At 68.4% G+C, this 20,305-nt stretch carries 19 protein-coding genes, 1 tRNA gene and 1 riboswitch; of the genes, 8 read left to right on the top strand and 12 right to left on the bottom strand.

The annotated features are described in order from the left end of the window. The coding region (locus tag Q7P21_RS10465; RefSeq protein WP_304177047.1) for a ferrous iron transporter B at window positions 1–953 on the bottom strand (953 nt) is incomplete at its 3' end. After that, entirely contained in the window at window positions 950–1,276 is a 327-nt protein-coding gene (locus Q7P21_RS10460; protein ID WP_304177045.1) for a FeoA family protein, read from the bottom strand. The genes Q7P21_RS10465 and Q7P21_RS10460, both read right to left, overlap by 4 nt. Window positions 1,277–1,491: 215 nt before the next feature. Between Q7P21_RS10460 and Q7P21_RS10455 the strand changes: the two genes are divergently transcribed. Next, window positions 1,492–1,575 (top strand) — tRNA-Leu (locus tag Q7P21_RS10455). Between the two features lie 24 nt (window positions 1,576–1,599). On the opposite strand, the gene Q7P21_RS10450 is transcribed toward Q7P21_RS10455, so the two are convergent. Beyond that, window positions 1,600–2,256: a hemolysin III family protein gene (locus Q7P21_RS10450; protein WP_304165325.1), complete on the bottom strand. Its 657-nt coding sequence runs from the start codon at window positions 2,254–2,256 to the stop codon at window positions 1,600–1,602. Window positions 2,257–2,415: 159 nt separating this feature from the next. Between Q7P21_RS10450 and Q7P21_RS10445 the strand changes: the two genes are divergently transcribed. After that, on the top strand, window positions 2,416–3,354 hold the full coding sequence (locus Q7P21_RS10445; protein ID WP_304177043.1) for a helix-turn-helix domain-containing protein: 939 nt from the start codon (window positions 2,416–2,418) through the stop codon (window positions 3,352–3,354). Window positions 3,355–3,364: 10 nt separating this feature from the next. On the opposite strand, the gene Q7P21_RS10440 is transcribed toward Q7P21_RS10445, so the two are convergent. Continuing rightward, complete coding sequence (locus Q7P21_RS10440; RefSeq protein WP_304165322.1) at window positions 3,365–5,170, bottom strand: methyl-accepting chemotaxis protein; 1,806 nt, start codon at window positions 5,168–5,170, stop codon at window positions 3,365–3,367. 215 nt (window positions 5,171–5,385) lie between these two features. Here Q7P21_RS10440 and Q7P21_RS10435 point away from each other — a divergent pair, with 215 nt between their 5' ends. After that, on the top strand, window positions 5,386–6,288 hold the full coding sequence (locus Q7P21_RS10435) for a DMT family transporter (RefSeq protein ID WP_304165320.1): 903 nt from the start codon (window positions 5,386–5,388) through the stop codon (window positions 6,286–6,288). 12 nt (window positions 6,289–6,300) lie between these two features. Next, the gene (locus Q7P21_RS10430; protein ID WP_304177041.1) at window positions 6,301–7,152 is read left to right on the top strand and encodes a neutral zinc metallopeptidase; all 852 of its coding nucleotides are present in this window, start codon (window positions 6,301–6,303) and stop codon (window positions 7,150–7,152) included. A 4-nt stretch (window positions 7,153–7,156) separates the two neighbouring features. Here Q7P21_RS10430 and Q7P21_RS10425 read toward each other — a convergent pair whose 3' ends face one another. The 3 genes from Q7P21_RS10425 to Q7P21_RS10415 form a co-directional block, all read right to left on the bottom strand. Further along, window positions 7,157–7,864 (bottom strand): aspartate/glutamate racemase family protein, encoded by a 708-nt coding sequence (locus tag Q7P21_RS10425; protein ID WP_304165315.1) that lies wholly within the window; start codon window positions 7,862–7,864, stop codon window positions 7,157–7,159. 108 nt (window positions 7,865–7,972) lie between these two features. Beyond that, the gene (locus Q7P21_RS10420; protein WP_304165313.1) at window positions 7,973–8,383 is read right to left on the bottom strand and encodes an MAPEG family protein; all 411 of its coding nucleotides are present in this window, start codon (window positions 8,381–8,383) and stop codon (window positions 7,973–7,975) included. Window positions 8,384–8,468: 85 nt separating this feature from the next. Beyond that, window positions 8,469–8,852, bottom strand: coding sequence for a hypothetical protein (locus Q7P21_RS10415; protein WP_304177039.1), 384 nt, complete (start codon window positions 8,850–8,852; stop codon window positions 8,469–8,471). 190 nt (window positions 8,853–9,042) lie between these two features. On the opposite strand from Q7P21_RS10415, the gene Q7P21_RS10410 reads away from it, so the two are divergent. From Q7P21_RS10410 to Q7P21_RS10400, 3 genes are all read left to right on the top strand, one after another. Continuing rightward, entirely contained in the window at window positions 9,043–11,001 is a 1,959-nt protein-coding gene (locus tag Q7P21_RS10410) for a potassium transporter Kup (RefSeq protein WP_304165309.1), read from the top strand. Between the two features lie 38 nt (window positions 11,002–11,039). Further along, a riboswitch (TPP riboswitch) is annotated at window positions 11,040–11,147 on the top strand. A gap of 51 nt (window positions 11,148–11,198) precedes the next feature. Next, window positions 11,199–13,022 carry a phosphomethylpyrimidine synthase ThiC gene (gene thiC / locus Q7P21_RS10405; protein ID WP_304165307.1) on the top strand — a complete coding sequence of 608 codons (1,824 nt, stop codon included), beginning with the start codon at window positions 11,199–11,201 and terminating at the stop codon, window positions 13,020–13,022. Window positions 13,023–13,025: 3 nt separating this feature from the next. After that, window positions 13,026–13,757: a pentapeptide repeat-containing protein gene (locus tag Q7P21_RS10400; protein ID WP_304177038.1), complete on the top strand. Its 732-nt coding sequence runs from the start codon at window positions 13,026–13,028 to the stop codon at window positions 13,755–13,757. Window positions 13,758–13,762: 5 nt separating this feature from the next. Here Q7P21_RS10400 and Q7P21_RS10395 read toward each other — a convergent pair whose 3' ends face one another. From Q7P21_RS10395 to Q7P21_RS10380, 4 genes are all read right to left on the bottom strand, one after another. Further along, on the bottom strand, window positions 13,763–13,984 hold the full coding sequence (locus Q7P21_RS10395; protein WP_304172297.1) for a hypothetical protein: 222 nt from the start codon (window positions 13,982–13,984) through the stop codon (window positions 13,763–13,765). Between the two features lie 161 nt (window positions 13,985–14,145). Next, window positions 14,146–16,191, bottom strand: a complete 2,046-nt coding sequence (locus tag Q7P21_RS10390; protein WP_304177036.1) for an ATP-binding protein — start codon at window positions 16,189–16,191, stop codon at window positions 14,146–14,148. Between the two features lie 166 nt (window positions 16,192–16,357). Further along, entirely contained in the window at window positions 16,358–16,954 is a 597-nt protein-coding gene (locus Q7P21_RS10385; RefSeq protein ID WP_304177034.1) for a hypothetical protein, read from the bottom strand. 253 nt (window positions 16,955–17,207) lie between these two features. After that, complete coding sequence (locus Q7P21_RS10380) at window positions 17,208–17,936, bottom strand: HAD family hydrolase (RefSeq protein WP_304177032.1); 729 nt, start codon at window positions 17,934–17,936, stop codon at window positions 17,208–17,210. A 116-nt stretch (window positions 17,937–18,052) separates the two neighbouring features. Between Q7P21_RS10380 and Q7P21_RS10375 the strand changes: the two genes are divergently transcribed. Beyond that, window positions 18,053–19,840, top strand: coding sequence for a long-chain-acyl-CoA synthetase (locus Q7P21_RS10375; protein ID WP_304172312.1), 1,788 nt, complete (start codon window positions 18,053–18,055; stop codon window positions 19,838–19,840). 186 nt (window positions 19,841–20,026) lie between these two features. Here Q7P21_RS10375 and Q7P21_RS10370 read toward each other — a convergent pair. After that, the coding region (locus Q7P21_RS10370) for a nuclear transport factor 2 family protein (protein ID WP_304177031.1) at window positions 20,027–20,305 on the bottom strand (279 nt) is incomplete at its 5' end.

Here is a 20,305-nt window from a genome sequence, read left to right as displayed (position 1 = left end):
GCGCGCGCCATGTAGCCGGAATCCTCCAGCATGATGATGAACAGGAACAGGATCAGAATCTGCGGCAGGAAGACCAGCACGCTGCCGACCCCGGCGATCACCCCGTCGACGATCAGGCTGCGCAGCATGCCGTCGGGCATGACCTGGGCCACCAGGCCGCCGAGTCCGGTGAAGCCGCCATCGATCAGGTCCATGATCGGCGTCGCCCAGGTGAACACCGCCTGGAACATCACGAACAGCAGGGTCAGCAGGATCGCCAGGCCGGCGACCGGATGCAGCAGGACGCCATCGATCTTGCCGGTCAGGGTGTCGGGATGCTCAGGCGGCCGGACATAGGCCTTCATGATCCGCTGGGCCTCGCGGTGGGCGTCGCGGATCTGGCCGGCGTCGGGGGTAGACCAGTGATTTTCGTCGGTCTTGGCAGCCGTCAGAGTCGCGGCGTCGATCTGGGCGACCAGGTCCTCGATCCCACGCTTGCGGGTGGCGACGGTGGTGACGATCGGCGCGCCGAGCTCGCGGCTCAGGCCCTCGAGGTCGATGCGCAGGCCCTGGCGCTGGGCGATGTCATACATGTTCAGCGCCAGGACCAGGGGACGGCCGACCTGGCGCAGTTCCAGGATCAGGCGCAGCACCAGGCGCAGATTGGTGGCGTCGGCCACGCAGACGATGACGTCGGGCGGGGTCTCTCCGGCCAGCTGGCCCAGCACCGCGTCACGGGTGACGGCCTCGTCGGGGCTGCGGGCGCGCAGGGAATAGGTGCCGGGCAGGTCAAGGATGAACAGGCTGCGGCCCTTGGGCGTGACGACCACGCCCTCCTTCCGCTCCACCGTGACGCCGGCATAGTTGGCCACCTTCTGGCGGCTGCCGGTCAGGGCGTTGAACAGGGCGGTCTTGCCGGAATTGGGATTTCCCACCAGCGCCACCCGCGCCGGGGTCATGACGGCGTCGGTCATGCCGTGGGCGCATCCAGGGCGAACAGCACCTCGTCGGCGTCGCGGCGGCGCAGGGCCACGCGCATGTCGTCGAGCCGCACGGCGATGGGATCGTGGCCGAACAGGCCCTCGTGGATCAACTCGATCCGGGCCCCTTCCACGAAGCCGAACTCCAGCAGGCGGCGCTGCAATTCCTCGCGGTCGACCCCGTGTTCGGTGATGGCCAGGTCGGCGCGGACCTGGACGATGACGCCACGGTCGCCGGGCTGGGCCTCGCTCAGACGCACGAGCGCGCCTTGGGCGGGCTCCGCAATCGCCGTGCGATCGATCGACAGACTGTTCATCCGGGCCTTCCTCGTGACGCGCCCCTATTGCGAACGATTATCATTCGCCCCGATCGGCGTCGAGAGCTCAGTTCGCCGCACTGCATTGAACGTGCCGGGACGGTCCGGCGCCTTGACCCCGATCAAGGTCCCACCCGTCGCCGGCCAGGGACGCAGCGGTTCTGTATTGCGCAAAGCCGGCCAAGCCCCTAAGCGACGGGGACTTTCCCCCGCTGGCCCCAGTGGCGAAATGGTAGACGCGGTAGACTCAAAATCTATTGCCGAGAGGCGTGCTGGTTCGAGTCCGGCCTGGGGCACCACGGAAAGGTTGGCGTGAAACCTCGTTAGTGCGGCTGCGCCAGCACCACCCCGACCAGCACCGCCACATATTGCAGCACCGCGCCGCCGACCACGTGGCCGTGCCAGATGGCGCGGCGGAACTTCAGCTTCTGGATCAGGTAGAACACCGCGCCGGTCGAATAGATCGCGCCGCCCAGGGCCAGCAGCAGCAGGGCTTCCCAGGACAGGCCCTCGATCATCGGCTTGATCGCCACCAGCACCAGCCAGCCCAGGGCCAGATAGATCGCCACCCAGAAGCGGCGGCCCAGGCCCGGCAGGAACAGCTTGCCCGCCACCCCCAGCAACGCCACGGACCAGACCGCCGTGGTCATGCCGATCGCCCAGGCGCCGTGCAGGTTCTGGGTGGTGAACGGGGTGTAGGAGCCGGCGATCATCAGGAAGATGCCCGCGTGGTCGAACCGGCGCAGCAGCGGCCGATAGGGCGCCTTGGCGAAGTTATAGGCGGTCGACAGGGCCAGCATGGCGACCATGCCGACGGTGTAGACCCCCACCGCCGCGGTCTCGCCCAGGCCGCCCAGCTTGACCGACAAGGCCAGCAGAATCGCGCCGCCGATCACTGCGAAGGCCAGGCCCGCAATATGGACGACGAGGTCGGCGCACTTGGCGCCCGGGGACGGATAATGGCGCGACAGCGTTGTCATGGCGGGCTCCGAGGCGACAAACCTGCGGGGAGAAGGGTGTCGTGACGTCAATTGTAGCTGGAGGGCAGGCTTAAGGGCAGCCTTTTCCCGGTCTATGGCTTATTCTTAACAGGCGCCCTGGCCCAATGAGTGCGGCGAAAGTTGAAGTGTGAGGCGGCGATGTTCGAACCCCCCAATGCCAGTTTCAATGTCGATCAACGCCGCCAGCTTGCCCGGCTCGCCTCGCATCACTTCCTGAATACCGCCAGTCTGATCGCCGAGACGGTCAACAGTGATCTGATCACGGCCCTGACGTTCCTGACCATCAGTCGCGCCAACGTTCGCGAACTTGTCGAGGATGGCGTCGGGGTGCGGGACTTCGCCGCCCTTGAGGCCGTGCCGCCCGACGACCTGCGCCGGGCGGTCAGCGTCTATGCGGTCGCCCGCGAGCTCGGCATCCCCTACGAGACCGTCCGCCGCCATGCCCGCAAGCTGCGCAACAGCGGCGTGGTCGAGATGGGACCAGAGGGCCTGACCATTCCGCGCAGCGTCTATGGCGCCCCGGGCCAGATCCAGGCGGTGGCGGAGAACTGGGGGCTGGTCCGCGCCTTCGTCAGCGACGCCAACCGTTTGGGCGTCGTGGCGGCGGGTCCGCACGTCACGCCGAGCCGCGATGTCCGCCGCCAGGCGGTGCGCCTGTCGATCGGCTTCTTCCTCGACAATCTGGCGGTGCTGGGCCGAGGACTGGAGCAGGACGCCCTCAGCGCCCTGGTGTTCCTGGCCATCGGTCGCGGCAATCTCGGCCATCTCGCCCACGACGCCGAGGCTCGGTCCGCCTATGTCGGCCTGGCCGCCATTCCGCCGGATGAGGTGCGGCGCCCGGTCAGTGTCTATGCGGTCGCCAAGGGCCTGAACCTGCCCTACGAGACCACCCGCCGCTATGGGATCAGGCTGGTGGAGCAGGGCTGGGCTGAGCGCAGCGCCAGCGGCGCCCTGATCATTCCGGCCAGCGTCGTGGCCCGGCCCAGCCTGATCCAGGGGGTCATCGAACTGGCCGAGGCGACCCAGGCCTATCTGGCCCAGATGATTGAGCTCGGCGTGCCGGTCGACCCCGCCTAGGTTCCGGCCCCTAGGCGGCGCGGCGCTGGCGTGAGGGCTCGCTGATCCTGAAGCGGCCGACCAGTTGCGACAGGTCGGTGGCGTCCTTGGCGAGGGAATGGCTGGCGGCGGTGGATTGCTCGACCATGGCGGCGTTCTGCTGGGTCACCTGGTCCATCTCATTGACCGCCAGATTGACCTCGCCCAAGGCCAGGGACTGTTCCTGGGAAGAGGCGGCGATCTGACTGACCAGATGGTTGATGTCCGCCACCTTGCCGACGATCAGGCTGAGCGCGTCGCCGGTCTGGCCGACCAGATTGACCCCGGTCGCCACATTGCGGCTCGACAGCTCGACCAGGCCCTTGATCTCCTTGGCGGCTTCCGCCGATCGCTGGGCGAGCGCCCGGACCTCGGAGGCGACGACGGCGAAGCCCTTGCCGGCGTCCCCGGCCCGGGCCGCCTCGACCCCGGCGTTGAGCGCCAAGAGGTTGGTCTGGAAGGCGATCTCGTCGATGACGCCGATGATCTCGCCGATCTGGCTGGAGGAAGCCTCGATCTCGCTCATGGCGGAGATGGCCTGGTGGGCCACGGCCCCGCCGCGCTCGGCGTCGACCTTGGTGTCGGCCACGGCCGTGTGGGCCGAGCGGGCGCCCTCGGCGGCCTTCTTGACGGTGGCGGTGATCTCTTCGACGGCGGCGGCGGTCTCTTCCAGGGTGGCGGCCTGACGTTCGGTGCGCTTGGACAGGTCGTCGGAGGCATGGCTGATCTCGCCGGCGCCTGAGCGGATGCCCTCGGCATGGGCGAGGATCACCTGCATGGTCTCCTCCAGCGTGCCAATGGCTTCGTTGAAGTCGGTCTGCAGCTTCCGATAGGAGTCCGGGATCCTCTCGTCGAAGCGATAGGTCAGGTCGCCCTTGGCCAAGTGCTCGAGGGCGTTGCTGACCCCGGTCATGACCATCACCTGCTCGGCTTCGGCGCGCTGGCGGATCTCCTCGGCATGGGCGCGCTCGACCTCGAGCTGGCGGCGCTGTTCGGCGGCCTCGGCCTCGCTCTGGCGGCCGGCCATGGCCGCCTTGAAGGCGTGCAGGGCGCGGGCCATGGAGCCGATCTCGTCGCCACGCCCGGTGTGGGGCGGGACCACGTCAAGGTCGCCGGCGGCCAGGCGCGACAGGGCGTTGGTCACATCGACGATCGGGGTCACCAGGGTGCGCCGCGCGACCATGATCAGGCCGATGGCGAAGACGACCATGGCCGCCAGCACGCCCAGCATCAGGACCTGGGCGAACTTGCCGGCGCCGATGGCCTGGCCGGAGGTGGCGCGGGAGCCGGCGTCGATGGTGTCGCCGGCCTTTTCCATGGCGCCTTCCAGCACGTCGAACTGCTGCTTGAAGCTGGCCAGTTGGCCGCGCGCGCCGGCCGGATCGCCGGCCGCCTGGTCGACGATGGCCTGGGCCGAGCTGATATAGGTGGCCAGCGGCGCGTCGAGCTCGGCCAGGGCGGCCTTGGCGGCCGGGTCGGTGATCAGGCTGCGGTTGGCCTGCAAGCTGTCCTGGAACTGCTTGGCGTGGGCGGCGACGTCGGTCTTCACATCGGCGATCGACAGGCCGTTGGCCGGGTCGGAGGACATGATCGCCGCCAGCACGTCAGCGTGCAGGGCGTCATGCATCATGTCGGCTTCCATATGGTTGCGCAGGGCGGTGGCGGCGTCTGTGCTGGCCGCCAGGCCGTGGCTCAGCCGCCAGGCCACCCCGAAGCCCGTGCCGGCGGAAGCCACGCCGAGGATCAGCACGGCTGCGCCCGCAGCCATGATCCTGCTGTTGATGGAACCGGATTTCATCGCGCCCTCGTCCTAGGGTGAAGGTTCCAGCCTTCGCGCCCTGGGGGTTGCGTGATGGTTAATGAATGGCTTCCGCAGGGCTTCGCGACCTTATGCCGCGAGACCTTGGCGGGCGCCTCGCGCCCTGGAGTTGCGGTGCTCGCACTCTTGGCCCGCAGGGTGGCCTTGGCGGCCCCGGCGCCCTATGGCGAGGGGCCGCTCCCGGAGTTCCGCCCTTGTCCATCAACACCCCCGCCGATCACGCGGCCATCCAGCGCAACAGCGCCGGCATCGCCCTGCGGGTCTGCGCCATGGTCTGCATGGCCAGCCTCTCGGCCCTGGTGAAGTGGTGTTCCGGCAAGGGCGTGCCGGTGCTGGAGGTGATCTTCTTCCGCAACGCCTTCGCCTTTGTTCCGGTGCTGATCTATGTCGCCCGCACCAGCGGCTTCCAGGTGCTGAAGACCCAGCGCCCGCTGGGGCACCTGGCCCGCTCGACGGTGGGCCTGGTGGGCATGGTCTGCGGCTTCATGGCGGTGGCCCGCCTGCCGCTCACCCTGTCGACCTCGATCGCCTTCTCCTCGCCGCTGTTCATGACCGCGCTCTCGGCCCTGATCCTGAAGGAGCCGGTGGGGGTTCATCGCTGGGCGGCGGTGGCGGTGGGCTTCATCGGCGTGCTGATCATGGTCCACCCCGATCCGGCCCACATGGCCGTGGCCGGCACGGTCCTGGCCCTGGTCGGGGCCATGGGCGCAGCCGGGGCGATGATCGCCATCCGCGAGATCGGCCGCACCGAGCAGGGGCCAACCATCGTCTTCTATTTCACCCTGGCCGGCGCGGTGCTGGGCCTGGCCAGCGCGCCGTTCGGCTGGATCATGCCCGATCCGATGACCCTCGCCCTGCTGATCGCGGCGGGCCTGATCGGCGGGACCGGGCAGCTGTTCCTGACCGAAGCCCTGCGCCGGGCGCCGGTCGCGGTCGTCGCGCCCTTCGACTACACCCAGCTGGTCTGGGCGAGCCTGATCGGCTTCTTCGTCTGGGGGGAGACGCCGCGCGCTCTGACCCTGGTCGGCGCCCTCGTGGTGGCGGCCAGCGGGGTCTATATTCTGCTGCGAGAGACGCGCGGGTTCCGCCGCGGCTGAGAGGGAGCAAGCATGCGTTGGCAGGACGGTGATCGGGGCGGCAATATCGAGGACCGGCGAGGCCTGGGCCCGATCGCGGCCGGCGGCGTTGGCGTCGGTGGGATCGTCCTGGCGGCGATCGGCTATTTCGTGTTCGGGATCGACCCCGCCACCACCCTGAACGCGGTCAAGGACCAGGCCGGCCAGGAACAGTCCCAGGAAGGCTTTCACGGCACGCCCAAGGACCTGGACGCCCAGTTCGTGGACGTCATCGAACAGTCGACCACGGCGGTATGGTCGCAGGAATTCAAGGCCCGGGGCCGGATCTATCAGCGCCCGGCCGCCGTCGTGCTCTATGACCAGTCGACCGGCACGGGCTGCGGCCTCGGCCAGTCGGCCATGGGGCCGTTCTATTGCCCGAGCGACGAGAAGGTCTATCTGGACCTGGCCTTCTGGCAGGAGCTCTCCGGGCGGTTTGGCGCCGGCGGCGAGGCGGCGCGAGCCTATGTCATCGCCCACGAGATCGGCCACCACGTCCAGAAGCTGACCGGCCAGACCCAGCGCGCGGAACGGCTGGGCGCGCGCGGCGCGACCTCGGGCTCGGTGCGGCTGGAACTGCAGGCCGACTGCTATGCCGGGGTCTGGGCGGCCCATGCGTCAGAGGTCTCTGGCGGCAAGGTCAGCCTGGACACCAAGGACATCGAGGATGGTCTGCGCGCCGCCTCGGCGGTGGGCGACGACACCCTGCAACAGGAAACCCAAGGCCGCGTGGCGCCGGACAGCTTCACCCACGGGACCAGCCAGCAGCGCATGCGCTGGTTCCAGGCCGGCGCCCAGGGCGGCGACCCCGCCGACTGCGACACCTTCAAGGCGGCCCGGCTCTAAGCCGTCACATCTCCAGGACGGGAACCGGCTCCAGGCCCAGGCAGACGGCGACGCAGCGGTGGGCGAGCAGGTCGCCGGCGTCGATGAGCGGCAGGCGGATGTCCTTGGGCGACAGCACCAGCGGGACCTCGGTGCAGCCGGCGATCACGGCTTCCGCGCCCTCGGCGGCCAGGACCTGGGCCAGACCCGCCATGCCGGCGCGCACCTCGGGGCCGAGGTCGCCCGCCTTGATGCGGCCCAGCAAGGCCATGAATTCGTCCTGCCTTTCCGGCGGCAGGGTCACCAGGCTCATGCCCTGGGCGGCCAGATATTCCCGATAGAGCTTGGTCGCCTGCTTGGTGCCCAGCACGCCGGCGCGGCGCGCGCCGCTGTCGCGGGCGGCGGCGGCTGCCGTGCCGATCATGTCGATCAGCGGCAGGCCTGCCGAGCGGCTGATCAGGTCGGCATAGGCGTGGGCGGTGTTGCAGGCGATGGCCAGCACCTCGGCCCCGGCCCCGCGCAGGGCGCCGGCCATCTCGGCCAACACCGGCCCGGGCTTGGCGAAGGGGTCGTTGCGGTCCGGCACCTGCGGATTGATGTCGACGATGACCCGGATGTGGTCCTGGTCGCGTTCCGCCGGGGTGTAGGCCTGGACCTTGCCCAGGAAATCCAGGGTCGCGGCCGGGCCCATGCCGCCCAGGACGCCCAGCACCTTGCTCGGAATCTTGCTCATATCGCGCGTCCGGTCAGGGCGGTGCGGCGGGCGCGGGGAGGGCTGGCGACGGGCATGATCTACTCCTTGGAGCTCATACCTATCACGCTCCCCGGCCCGTTTGCAGCCTCAGCCCAGGGGGACGGAGGCCATCACCACCGGCACGGCGACCATGAACAGGCCGACGATGCTGACGATCCAGACCAGAGACCGGATCTGGGGCACGCCCAAGGCATAGAGCGGCACATAGAGCACGCGGGCGGCCAGATAGATCTGGGCGCCGAGCACGGTGTTCGACGAATGGATTCCGGCCAGGTGGGCGATGACCACGGCGCCCAGGAACAGGGGCAGGGTCTCGAACAGGTTGTCCTGGGCCCGCTTCAGGCGCTCGGCGTTGGCGGTCAACGGCGGCATGACCGCGTCGCGGGGGCTGGTGTTCCACTTCAGACCGTACTGGCCCGTGCGGGCGAAATCGAACAGCAGGATTTGCACAAAGGCCAGGACCAGGGCCCAGGCCGCCATCGTCAGTTCTACAGTCATTGTTCGCCCCTCCCAGGCGTCATGTCAGAGGGGAGACGATGGGCTGCGAAGGGCCCGACGGCAATGCTGACCTCGCGGCGCCCGGTTAGGGGCGAAGTTTGCGGGGCAGGGCGGCGGCTTCCTGCGGGGTCAGCCGGGTCATGCTGTTGAGCAGGCAGGGGCTGAGGCCGCCCAGGGTGGCGACCTTGATGTCCAGGTCGATGGGTCGGCAGATCAGCGATCCGCCCCCGGCCGGCGTGACCACCAGGGGATCGCCAGGCCCCGCGCCGCCCAGGCAGGCGCCGGTCATCTCGAACCGCCAGATCTCGTTGTGGGCCATGGAGACATAGAGGGTGTGGCTGTCGGCCACCCGGTGATTGCCCATGTCGCTCAAGCGGAAGCAGCTGGACGACGGCTGGGCCTGGGCGGGGGCGGCGACCATCAGGCCGGCGAACGCGATGCCGACCATGGCGATGAGGATGGTTTTCACGGCGATCTCCCTGAAGCGTCTTCCCTGGGCGTCAGACTAGCACGGACCATGGCGCCTGACGCGCGGATCGTCGCGGTCGGCCGCGCGGGCCTCGTCGCGGGCGGAATTCGCTTGGAGCCCCGCGTCCCCGGGGGTATGCGCCGCCCAGCGGCTGGCCGAGCAAGGTCGACGGCCGGCTGGAGAGCTGCACTTGAACGGCGATCAGACCGCCCCGACGCCGCCGACGCCCGCCGCCAAGTCCCCCGAGCATCAGGCCTCAGGCCATGGCCGCTTCTGGCCGCTGGCGCTCGGCAGCATCGGCGTGGTGTTCGGCGATATCGGCACCAGCCCGCTCTACGCCTTCCGCGAGGCCCTGGGCCAGACCGGTGAGACAGGCCTGACCACCGGCTCGGTCATGGGCGTGGTGTCGCTGGCGCTCTGGGCCCTGATCCTGGTGGTCACGGTCAAGTACGTGATCTTCCTGATGCGGGCCGACAATCGCGGCGAGGGCGGGGTGCTGTCGCTCGCCGCCCTGGCCCAGGCGGCCCTGGGCAAGCGCACGACCCTGATCTTCATCCTCAGCTGCACCGGCGCGGCGCTGTTCTACGGCGACGCCATCATCACTCCGGCCATCTCGGTGCTGTCGGCGATCGAGGGGCTGCGCAGCGTGCCGGCCCTTGGCGACCATGTGACCCTGCCGGTGGTGCTGATCGCCAGCATCACCATCCTGGTCGCGCTCTTCTCCGTGCAGTTCAAGGGCACCGGCGGCATGGGCCGGTTCTTCGGCCCGATCTGCGTGGTCTGGTTCCTGGTCATCGCCACCCTGGGCGTCATGCACATCGTCGACCAACCCGGCGTAGTCGCCGCCTTCAGCCCCTATTACGCGGCCAAGTTCCTGTCCCATCACGGGGTCGCCGGCCTGTTCGTCCTGGGCTCGGTGTTCCTGACCGTGACGGGGGCCGAGGCGCTCTATGCCGACATGGGCCACTTCGGCCGCTGGCCGATCCAGGCCTCCTGGCTGACCTTTGTCCTGCCGGCCCTGGCGCTGAACTATCTGGGCCAGGGCGCCATGGTGCTGAACGCCATAGCCGGCGCCCACGGCCATCCGGTCGAGAACGCCGACTGGTTCTTCCTGATGGCGCCGGAGGCCATGCGCGCGCCGCTGGTGCTGCTGGCCACGGCGGCGACCATCATCGCCTCCCAGGCGGTGATCACCGGGGCCTATTCCCTGACCAACCAGGCCATGCAACTGGGCCTCCTGCCGCGCATGACCGTCAAGCGGACCTCGGAGACCCAGGCGGGCGAGATCTATCTGCCGCAGATCAATCTGATGCTGGCGGTGGGCGTGGTCTTCCTGATCGGCATCTTCAAGACCTCGTCCAGCCTGGCCCACGCTTATGGGCTGGCGGTGACCGGGACCATGGCGGTGACCACCTCGCTCGCCTTCATTGTGGTCCGCCATCGCTGGAAATGGCCGCTGGCCGGCGCGCTCGCCCTGATCCTGCCGCTGCTGGCCGTCGACTTCGTGTTCCTGGGCGCCAATGGGCTGAAGCTGTTGTCCGGCGGCTTCGTGCCCCTGGTGCTGGGCGGGGCGATCTTCGTGCTGATGGCCACCTGGGTGCGCGGCTCTGAGCTGGTCTCCGCCAAGGCGGCCAATGACACGCCGATGATCGAGGATTTCCTGCCGGTGGTGAGCGCCAGCCGCTCGATCTATCGCGCCGCCGGCACCGCGGTGTTCCTGACCGCCGACCCCGACCACGCCCCGGGGGCGCTGTTGCACAACCTCAAGCACAACAAGGTGCTGCATCAGAAGAACCTGATCGTCAGCGTCCGCACCGCCGACGTGCCCCGGGTCTCGGACTTCGAGCGGGCCTCGGTGGAGAAGATCTCCGAGGATTTCACCCGCATCTCCCTGACCTACGGGTTCATGGAGACCCCCAATGTGCCCAAGACCCTGGCGGGCCTGCGCAAGCACGGGATCGTCTTCGACATCATGTCGACCTCGTTCTTCGTCGGCCGCCGCACCGTGGTGCGCGGCGCCAATTCGAAATTGCCCAAGCTGCTCAATGACCTGTTCATCTGGCTGACCCGCAACGCCGCCAATCCCACCGACTTCTTCCACATCCCCCCGGGCCGGGTGGTGGAAATGGGCGCCCAGATCACCATCTGACGCGGCTTCCCCTCTCGCGCGATCGGGCCTAGGTTAACGCCTTGTCCTCGGGGGGCCGCGCATGAGCGGCTGAGAGGCGGGTAAGCCCGCGACCCGTCGAACCTGATCCGGGTCATGCCGGCGAAGGGAAGGGACCCGGACGCCCGGATTCCATTTCCTCGCTCGTGTCTGGCCCTCAGCTATTGAGGAAGACGCCGGTGAACATCCAGACGCCCATCGCCAACGCCATCCCCACCGGGGAACGTCCAGGCTCGCGCAAGGTCTATCAGCCGGGCGTGCTTTGGCCCGACATCCGCGTGCCGTTCCGCGAGGTGGCGGTGCATCCCAGCGCCAATGAGCCGCCGATCACCATCTATGACCCCTCCGGCCCCTATACCGACCCGAGCATCAAGATCGACATCGACCAGGGACTGCCGCGCACCCGCGAGCCCTGGGTCGTGTCGCGCAATGACGTCGAGATCGTCGCCAACCCCCGTGAGGTGAAGCCCGAGGACAATGGTTTCGCCAAGGGCGAGCACCTGGCGCCGCAGTTCTCCACCCCCCGCCGGGTCTATCGCGCCAAGGGTTCCGGCGCCGTCACCCAGCTGGACTATGCGCGGCGCGGGATCATCACCGCAGAGATGGAATATGTGTCCATCCGCGAGAACCTGCGTCGCCAGGAGAACGATGGGGCGATCCGCGACGGCGAGGACTTCGGCGCCTCGATCCCCGACTTCGTGACCCCGGAATTCGTTCGCGACGAGGTGGCTCGCGGCCGCGCCATCATCCCGGCCAATATCAACCACACCGAGCTTGAGCCGATGGCGATCGGCCGCAATTTCCTGGTCAAGATCAACGCCAATATCGGCAATTCGGCCGTGCTCTCCACCGTCGCCGACGAGGTGGACAAGATGGTCTGGTCGCTGCGCTGGGGCGCGGACACGGTCATGGACCTGTCGACCGGCCGCAACATCCACAACATCCGCGACTGGATCATCCGCAATTCGCCGGCCCCGATCGGCACCGTGCCGATCTATCAGGCCCTGGAGAAGGTCAATGGCGTCGCCGAGGACCTGAACTGGGAGGTGTTCCGCGACACCCTGATCGAACAGGCCGAGCAGGGCGTCGACTATTTCACCATCCATGCCGGGGTGCGGCTGCCCTACATTCCGCTCACCGCCAAGCGCGTCACCGGCATCGTCAGCCGTGGCGGCTCGATCATGGCCAAGTGGTGCCTGGCCCACCACAAGGAGAACTTCCTCTACGAGCACTTCGAGGACATCTGCGAGATCATGCGGGCCTATGACGTGTCGTTCAGCCTCGGCGACGGCCTGCGTCCCGGCTCGATCGCCGACGCCAATGACGCCGCCCAGTTCGCGGAACTGGAGACCCTGGGCGAACTGACCAAGGTCGCCTGGAAGCACGGCGTCCAGACCATGATCGAGGGCCCCGGCCACGTGCCGATGCACAAGATCAAGCACAATGTCGAAAAGCAGCTGGAGCTGTGCGGCGAGGCGCCCTTCTACACGCTCGGCCCGTTGGTCACCGATGTCGGCCCGGGCTACGACCACATCGTCTCGGCCATCGGGGCGGCCATGATCGGCTGGTTCGGCACCGCCATGCTCTGCTACGTCACGCCCAAGGAGCACCTGGGCCTGCCCGACCGCGAGGACGTCAAGCAGGGCGTCATCGCCTACAAGATCGCCGCCCACGCCGCCGACCTGGCCAAGGGTCATCCGACCGCCCGGGCCTGGGACGACGCGCTCAGCCGCGCCCGGTTCGAGTTCCGCTGGGAGGACCAGTTCAATCTGGGCCTCGATCCGGAGACCGCCCGCGAATATCACGACGAGAGCCTGCCGAAGGAGGCGTTCAAGACCGCCCACTTCTGCTCGATGTGCGGTCCGAAGTTCTGCTCGATGAAGATCAGCCACGAGATCCGCGAGAACGCCTCCAAGCAGAACGACGTCGCGACCGGCATGGCCCAGATGGCCGAGACCTTCCGGGCCGGCGGCAGCGAGATCTATCTCAAGACCGAGGGCTGATCCGTGGAGTTGGCGCCGGGCGCGGTTTTCCTCGGCGCCGACCTCTCCGACCTGGACTTCACCGACGCCGACCTGACCGACGCGGTGTTCGACGACTGCACCCTGACCGAGGTCCAGGTCTCCGGCGCGGTCCTGGACGGCGCGCGGTTTCGGCGCTGCCGGCTGATCCGCTGTCGCTTCGCCCGCGCTGACCTGCGCGACGCCAGGTTCGAGGATTGCGCCCTGTCCGAGGATCAGCAGGGCAGCCAGTTCGCGTTCGGCCGGCTGGAGGAGGCGCGGTTCCTGCGCTGCGATCTCAGCTTCGCCAAGTTCGACCGGGTCGGGCTCTATGGCGCGGTGTTCGAGACCTGCAATCTGCGCGGGGCGTCATTCCTGAAGGCCGATTTCGGCAGGTCCTTCGGACGAAGCGTCGTGCGTTCGGCAGGCAGTTTCGCCGGCAGCCGACTGGAGCTGGCCGATCTGGCGGAACTGCGCCTGCCGGGCGGCGACTTCACCGGCTGTTCGTTCCGGGAAGCCGACCTGCGCGAGGCCGACCTCGAGGGCGCTGACCTGCGCGGAACCGATCTGTTCCAGGCCCTGACCGCCGGCGCCAAGCTCGCCCGCGCCGATCTGCGCGGGGCGGAGGTCAGCGGGCTGGATCTCTCGAAGCTGGGAAGCGTCGAGGGCCTGAAGGTCACCTTCGAACAGCAATACCGGCTGCTGACGGCGCTCGGCCTCGACGTCTGCGCAGACTGAGGCGATCAGTCGTCCTTGCGCACGCGCACGGGAACCTTCTCCGGCTCCGGCCACAGGCGGACCATGACGGCGGCCATCACCGAGCCCAGTATGGCGGTCGCGGCGCCCATGGCCTGGGCCTGATTCATGCCGAGCGCTGCGGTGTGACCGGCCAGACCGGCGGACACCAGCACCAGGGCGGCGGACCCCAGCTCGGCGGACTTCTGCGATATCACGTACTTGAGCATGGGTTTCCCACTGCCCTCCTTGATTTCACCCCACCAGCATTTTCGCCATATGGGGTAAAAATTGGGTTCGGGCAGCCCGGTTGCGACGCAAGATCGCAGGACGGGCGCCTGCAAGCGCGGCGACGGCGCTGCGATCGGGGGTTCCGGGCCGCTCCGGGGGCTCAGGCGGCGGAGGGTTCGCTGACCTGTTCGATGGCCTGGAACAGGGCGGCGCTCTCCAGGGGCTTGGTGATGAACAGGTCGGCGCCGGCGGCGAAGCTGGCCTCGCGGTGTTCGGGCAGGGCGTTGGCCGTGACCATGATGATGGCGGAGCGGCGCAGCGGCAGGGCCTGTTCGAAGGCGCGCATCCGGCGGATGGCGGTCAGCCCATCCATGACCGGCATCTGCATGTCCATCAGCACCAGGTCGAAGGGGTGGCCCGCAGTCGCCGCGGCCTCGAAGGCTTCACACGCGACAAGACCGTTCTCGGTCGACGAGATCTCGGCCTGGATCTGCGACAGCAGCATCTCCATGACCAGGCGGTTCACAGGATGGTCCTCGCTGAGCAGCACCTTCAGCGGAGGTCCGTCGTCGTCCTGGGCGGCGGCGGTCGGAGACGTCGGCGGGGCCTGGGGGGCGGCTTCGATCGTGGGGGGCAGGGGTATGACCAGGCTGAACACCGCACCCACCCCGGCGACCCCGTCCGCCTCGAGGCCGCCGCCCATCTTCTGAGCCAGGTCGCGGGCGATCGCGAGGCCGAGGCCCGCGCCGCCATGGCGGCGGGTGACGCTGCCGTCGCCTTGTGCGAACCGGCCGAATATCCGGGCCTTCTGGCTGGCGTCGAAGCCGATGCCGGTGTCCTTGACCGTGAAGCGCCAGCTGTGCGCCGCACCGCCCAGGTCGGGCGCCACGCTCACCTCGACATGGCCGTCGTCGGTGAATTTCACGGCGTTGGAAATCAGGTTGGCGAGGATCTGCTTCAGGCGGGTCGCGTCGCCGCTCACCCAGCCGTCGGCGGCCGGGTCGAGATCCACCCGCAGTTCCAGTCCCTTGTCTTGAGCCTTGGCGCGCATCAGGTCGGCGATCGTGGCCACGGTCTGGGCCAGGCGGAAGGGCGCCGGTTCGATCTCCAGCTTGCCGGCGTCGATCCGGGCCAGGTCGAGGATGTCCGACAACAGCCGCTCCAGCATCACGCCGGAGGACCGGATGATCTCGACCATTCCGCCCTGGGCCTCGGTCAGCGGGGTGCGGGCCAGGGATTCGGCGACGGCGTTCACCCCGTTCAGGGGCGTGCGAATCTCGTGGCTCATATTGGCCAGGAATTCCGCCTGGGCCCGATGGATGGTGATCATGTCCCGCGCCGCCCGCCGCACGCTGTGGAACATCAGGGCGGCCAGGGCCAGGAAGGTGAGCAGCACCGCCAGGATGATCCAGATCGACTGGGCCAGCAGGTCTTCGCCCGGTCTCTGCGGCAACCAGACCATGTAGATCGGCGGGCTGCCACGGGTGACCTTGATCGGGCTGAAGGCCTCGCCGGGCCGGATGTGGCCCAGGCTATCTGCGAAGCGCAGCTTGTTGAGCCCGAACCTCTGGCCGAGATTGGCGATATTGGCCGAGGTGATGAAGCCGCCGGCCACCACGATCGCGGCCCGGGGGCCCTTTGGGAGCGCCGCGCCCTGGTCGGGCTGAACGACGCTGGCCATCCACATATAGACCTGGCCGTCCCGAGGTTCGAACCGGGTGAGGATGATCGGGCGCAGACCCTGACCGCTGGCCCCGGTGACGGGCGGGCGTGTCGCTTCAAGATCGCGCAGTTCGGCGACCACAGGTGCGGCCTGGCTGGCGAAGGCCGGCCATTGGGAAGGCGGCTCGGGCCGGGCGTCCTGGGAGGCCCAGACCGGGCGGTCCTGTCCGTCCAGGACCAGATAGTCCCAGACGCCGATGGTCGGCTTCAGATAGACGGGCAAGTGGGCCAGGGCCCAGGCCGGGTCAATATGGTTGTCCAGGTGGATGACCGCCTCGTCCCAGACGGTCTGTGCGGCCAGGGCGTTCTCGAACTCGGCCAGCCGCTCCAGCATGCCGCGCTGGACCAGGGCCTGTTCCCGGATCCTGACGGCCTTGTCGACGCCCTCGGCGCCGATCACCAGGCTGATCACCAGCAACAGGGTCGCGGCGGCGGCCAGGACGGTCAGCGGCCAGACCAGCCGAGCTTCGGATATGGATCGCATCGCCGCCCCTGGGATACCGCCGTTCTCGGGCGATAAGGTAGACAATGGATCAACTAACGAAGTCTGTCCCGATCAGACGAAAAGAAGCGGCCGCTCGGCTTCCCGGGCGGCCGCGTCAAGGTTCAGGTCAGGGAGAGGGGAGCGCCCGGACCTGTCGTGGGCTGGATCAGACCTGCGGCGTGGCCGCCTCCGGCGTCGGCGCGGGGGCCGGGTCCGGGGTCACGACCGCTGGCGGCGGCGCGGCTTCGATCACCGGCGCGGGGGCCAGGACCTGGGCGGACGCAGCATAGGGCTGAGGCGCGGCCGGGATCGTGGCGCTGGCGTCACGGCTCGCGGTGGCGACGCTGGGCGCGGCGCCGGCCAGGCGGACCTTGGGGGCCGCCGCCTTGCTGGGCGCGGCCTTGACGACCGAGGCCTTGGCGACCGCCGACGGCGCAGCCTCGGACTTGAAGCTGCGGACATCCGTGGGCGCCGCGATCGGAGCCGCCGGCGTCTCGGCCAACTGGGCCGGGGGCGGGGCCGTGGAGACCAGCAGGTTGTCCTTAGGCGTGTTCATCACATAGGCGCCGATGCCGATCGCCAGGGCGGCGACGGGCACGATGGCCCAGAGCGCCGGGTTCAGGCGGCGGCCGGCGGTGGAGCGACCCTCACGGGCATAGATGGGGGTGGGGGCGAAGGTCCCGGCCTCGGCGGCGGGCTCGTCGCGTTCGAAGTCCGCCGCGGAGAAGGCGGGGCGCGAGAAGGCGGTGTATTGAGCGGTCATGTTCAAACCCTCCAGATGTGGTTCGGAAGGGTAACGGGCTGGATCCTGCGGCGTTCCGCAGTCGTGCCGACCGATAGTTCAGATTTACTGATGGGACGGGCGACTTTCCCAATTCTGCATTGGGTTGACGGCTCAGAAAAAATGTCCGATCACGCTGTTCATCCGACATTGCTGCGTCTTATACTGAACAATATCACGCCAGTTTCTCGCGGAATATTGCCGGAAAGCCGCCACGATTGTGGCTCCGCTTGGCTCAGGTCCTGGGTTTCAGTTCGGCGATGGCCCGGATGATGCGATCGGGCCGGACGGGTGATCCAGGCGGCAGCCCCTCGCCGAGATGGTCGTGCCAGATGGAAAAGATGCCCAGCCTCTGGGGCGCGGCGACCTCCCATTCGAGGTTGTCGCCGACCATCCAGGTCTGATGGGCCTCGACGCCCAGGGCGGTCATGGCGTGGAGATAGGCCTGAGGCTCCGGCTTTCCGAAACCGGCCTCGCCTTCGATCTGCACATGGTGGAAGCGGCGGGCCAGGTCGAACCGCTCGACCTTGGCCCGCTGCGGTTCCGCCGCTCCGTTGGTCACCAGGGCCAGCCGCACCCCGGCCTGGTGAAGCGCCTCCAGGGTCTCCAGGGCGCCGGGGAAGAACCTGGCCTGATCCTCGCGATAGTGATGGAACCGCGTTCCGAATTGCTGGGCGAAATCGTCCGTCAGCCCTGGCGCGCGGGCGGCCAGCCGGGCGAAGCCCTCCTGGACCGCCAGGACGCGGCCGGCGGCCAGGTTCTGGCGCCAGATGGCGTGGCGGGTCTCGTCGCCCCAGAAGGCGCGGAAAGCGGTCTCCATCTCCTGGGACGCCGCCGCCGGATCGACGCCGGCGAAGGCGTCCGGGAACTGCTCGATGACCTCCTGCAGGATCTGGCGACGCGAGCCGAAGGACAGGATGGTCTCGTCCAGATCGAACAGTATGGCGGCGGGCAGGGCGGTCATGTCGCCAGACTAGCAGCTTGCCGCGCAGGCTCCAGGCGCGGCCGCGACGATTGAGCCGAAGGCCTGGCTTGACCCGCCGACGCGCGCCCCCTCAAGGTGGGGCGTCGGAGGGGTGCATGCGTCTGAAGGCCCAATTGGAGCGCGAGTGGAGGTTCCTCAAGGGCCTCAACCGCACCCTCAAGCGCGTGAAGACCATCGCGCCGGACAGCCCGAACCTCCTGTGCGACGATCTCCAGGCTGCGGTCACCGCCTGGCGCGACCGGCCGGCCCTGACCTTCGAGGGCAAGACCATCAGCTATGGCGAGATGGACGCCATCGCCAATCGCTACGCCCACTGGGCCAAGAGCCTGAACCTGAGGCGCGGCCAGACGGTGGCGCTGTTCATGCCCAACCGGCTGGAATATTTTCCCATCTGGTACGGGCTGTCGAAGGTCGGCGTGATCACCGCCCTGATCAACAACCAGCTGGCCGGGGCGCCGCTGCTCCACTGCCTGAACATCTCCGGCGCCTCGCACGTGATCGTCGACGCCGAGACCTCGCCGGTGTTCGAGGGCGTCAAGTCCCAGACCGAGCGGCACATGCAGCAATGGGTGCTGGGCGCGGCCCATGGCGACCAGCGCGACCTGGTCCAGGCCCTGAAGAGCTGCAGCCAGCTGCCGCCGGACCGCTCGGTGCGCGAGGACATGACCGCCCGCGACACCTGCCTCTTCATCTACACCTCGGGCACGACGGGCCTGCCGAAGGCGGCGCGCATCACCCACCTGCGCGCCCAGCTCTATATGCGCGGCTTCGCCGGCTCGACCGGGGCGACCGACAAGGACCGGGTCTATGTGACCCTGCCGCTCTATCACGCCACCGGCGGGCTCTGCGGCCTGGGCGCGGCCCTGCTGAACGGCGGCTCGGCGGTGATCCGCAAGAAGTTCTCGGCCAGCCACTTCTGGGAGGAGGTCGCCGCCGAGGGCTGCACCATGTTCGTCTATATCGGCGAGCTGGGCCGCTATCTGGTCAACGGCCCGCCCGGCGCGGCCGACACCGCCCACAAGGTGCGGCTGGCCTTCGGCAACGGCCTGCGCGCCGATGTCTGGGCGGAGCTGCAGCAGCGGTTCCACATTCCCGAGGTGCTGGAGTTCTACGGCTCCACCGAGGGCAATGTGTCGATGTTCAATTTCGACGGCCGGGTCGGCGCGATCGGCCGGGCGCCGAAGTGGCTGCGCAACCGGTTCAATATCCGGCTGGTGCAGTTCGACGTCGAGGCCGAGGCGCCGGTCCGCGCGGTGAGCGGCTTCTGCGTGGAGTGCGGTCCGGGCCAGATCGGCGAATGCCTGGGCAAGATCGGCGGCGACGCCCGCAGCGAGTACAGCGGCTATGTCGACAAGGCCGCCTCGGACAAGAAGATCCTGCGCGACGTGTTCGAGAAGGGCGACGCCTGGTTCCGCACCGGCGACCTGATGAAGACCGACATCGACGGCTACTTCTATTTCGTCGACCGGATCGGCGACACCTTCCGCTGGAAGGGCGAGAACGTCTCGACCAGCGAGGTGGCCGAGCGCTTGAGCGCCGTGCCCGGCGTGGCCGAGGCCAATATCTATGGCGTCGAGGTCCCGGAGACCGACGGCAAGGCCGGCATGGCCGGCCTGGTCGTGGACGAGGCCTTCGACCTGAAGGCCTTCGGGGACCATGTCGCCCGCGAACTGCCGCCCTACGCCCAGCCGGTGTTCCTGCGCCTGCTGCCGGCCATCGAGACCACCGGCACCTTCAAGTACCGCAAGCTCGACCTGGTGGCCGACGGGTTCGATCCGGGCAGGATCAAGAACCCCTTGTTCTACAAGGACCCGACCAAGGGCTATGTGAAGCTGACCAAGGCGGGGTACGCGAAGATCCTGGCCGGCGGGGTGAAGCTTTAGGCGGCGCCCCGGCGCAGTCGGCCGATTTGAGGCAACAGTTGTAGTCGTATGCGCCGCCCCTCTCCGCGAATTCGGGATGGGGCCAAGCGATTGAATTCAAAATGGAAAGAGCGATGGGCGGAACAATATGTTCGCGTTTTGTTCTTGTCAAGGAAATGCAATCTGCCTTAGCGCCCGCTGGCGATCTCACCCTCCGTGCGCGGGCTGCGGGATCGGGGTGTGGACATAGACCGCGTTCTGCCAGCGGCCGTGGCGCCTGACGAAGACCGAGGTCGCCCAGCCCGGGCTGGGCACGGCCGCGCCGCCGCATCTGGTGTCTTGTTGCGCCCGGTAGGTGAGTAGAGCGCTGTCGGCGCTGAAGCGCGTGACCTTGAAGTGGTCTATGGCGTAGCTCGCCACCGTGCACGCCCCGCCCGCGACGCCGGCGACCACGCCGGCCTTGTCGCCTGGACCGCCTGCGCCGAC

The organism is Phenylobacterium aquaticum (assembly GCF_947378715.1).
In the GTDB taxonomy this organism is placed as follows: Bacteria; Pseudomonadota; Alphaproteobacteria; order Caulobacterales; family Caulobacteraceae; genus Phenylobacterium; species Phenylobacterium aquaticum_A.
The sequence above is the reverse complement of the archived record's forward strand: the minus strand, read 5'-3'. Positions and strand labels throughout refer to the sequence as shown.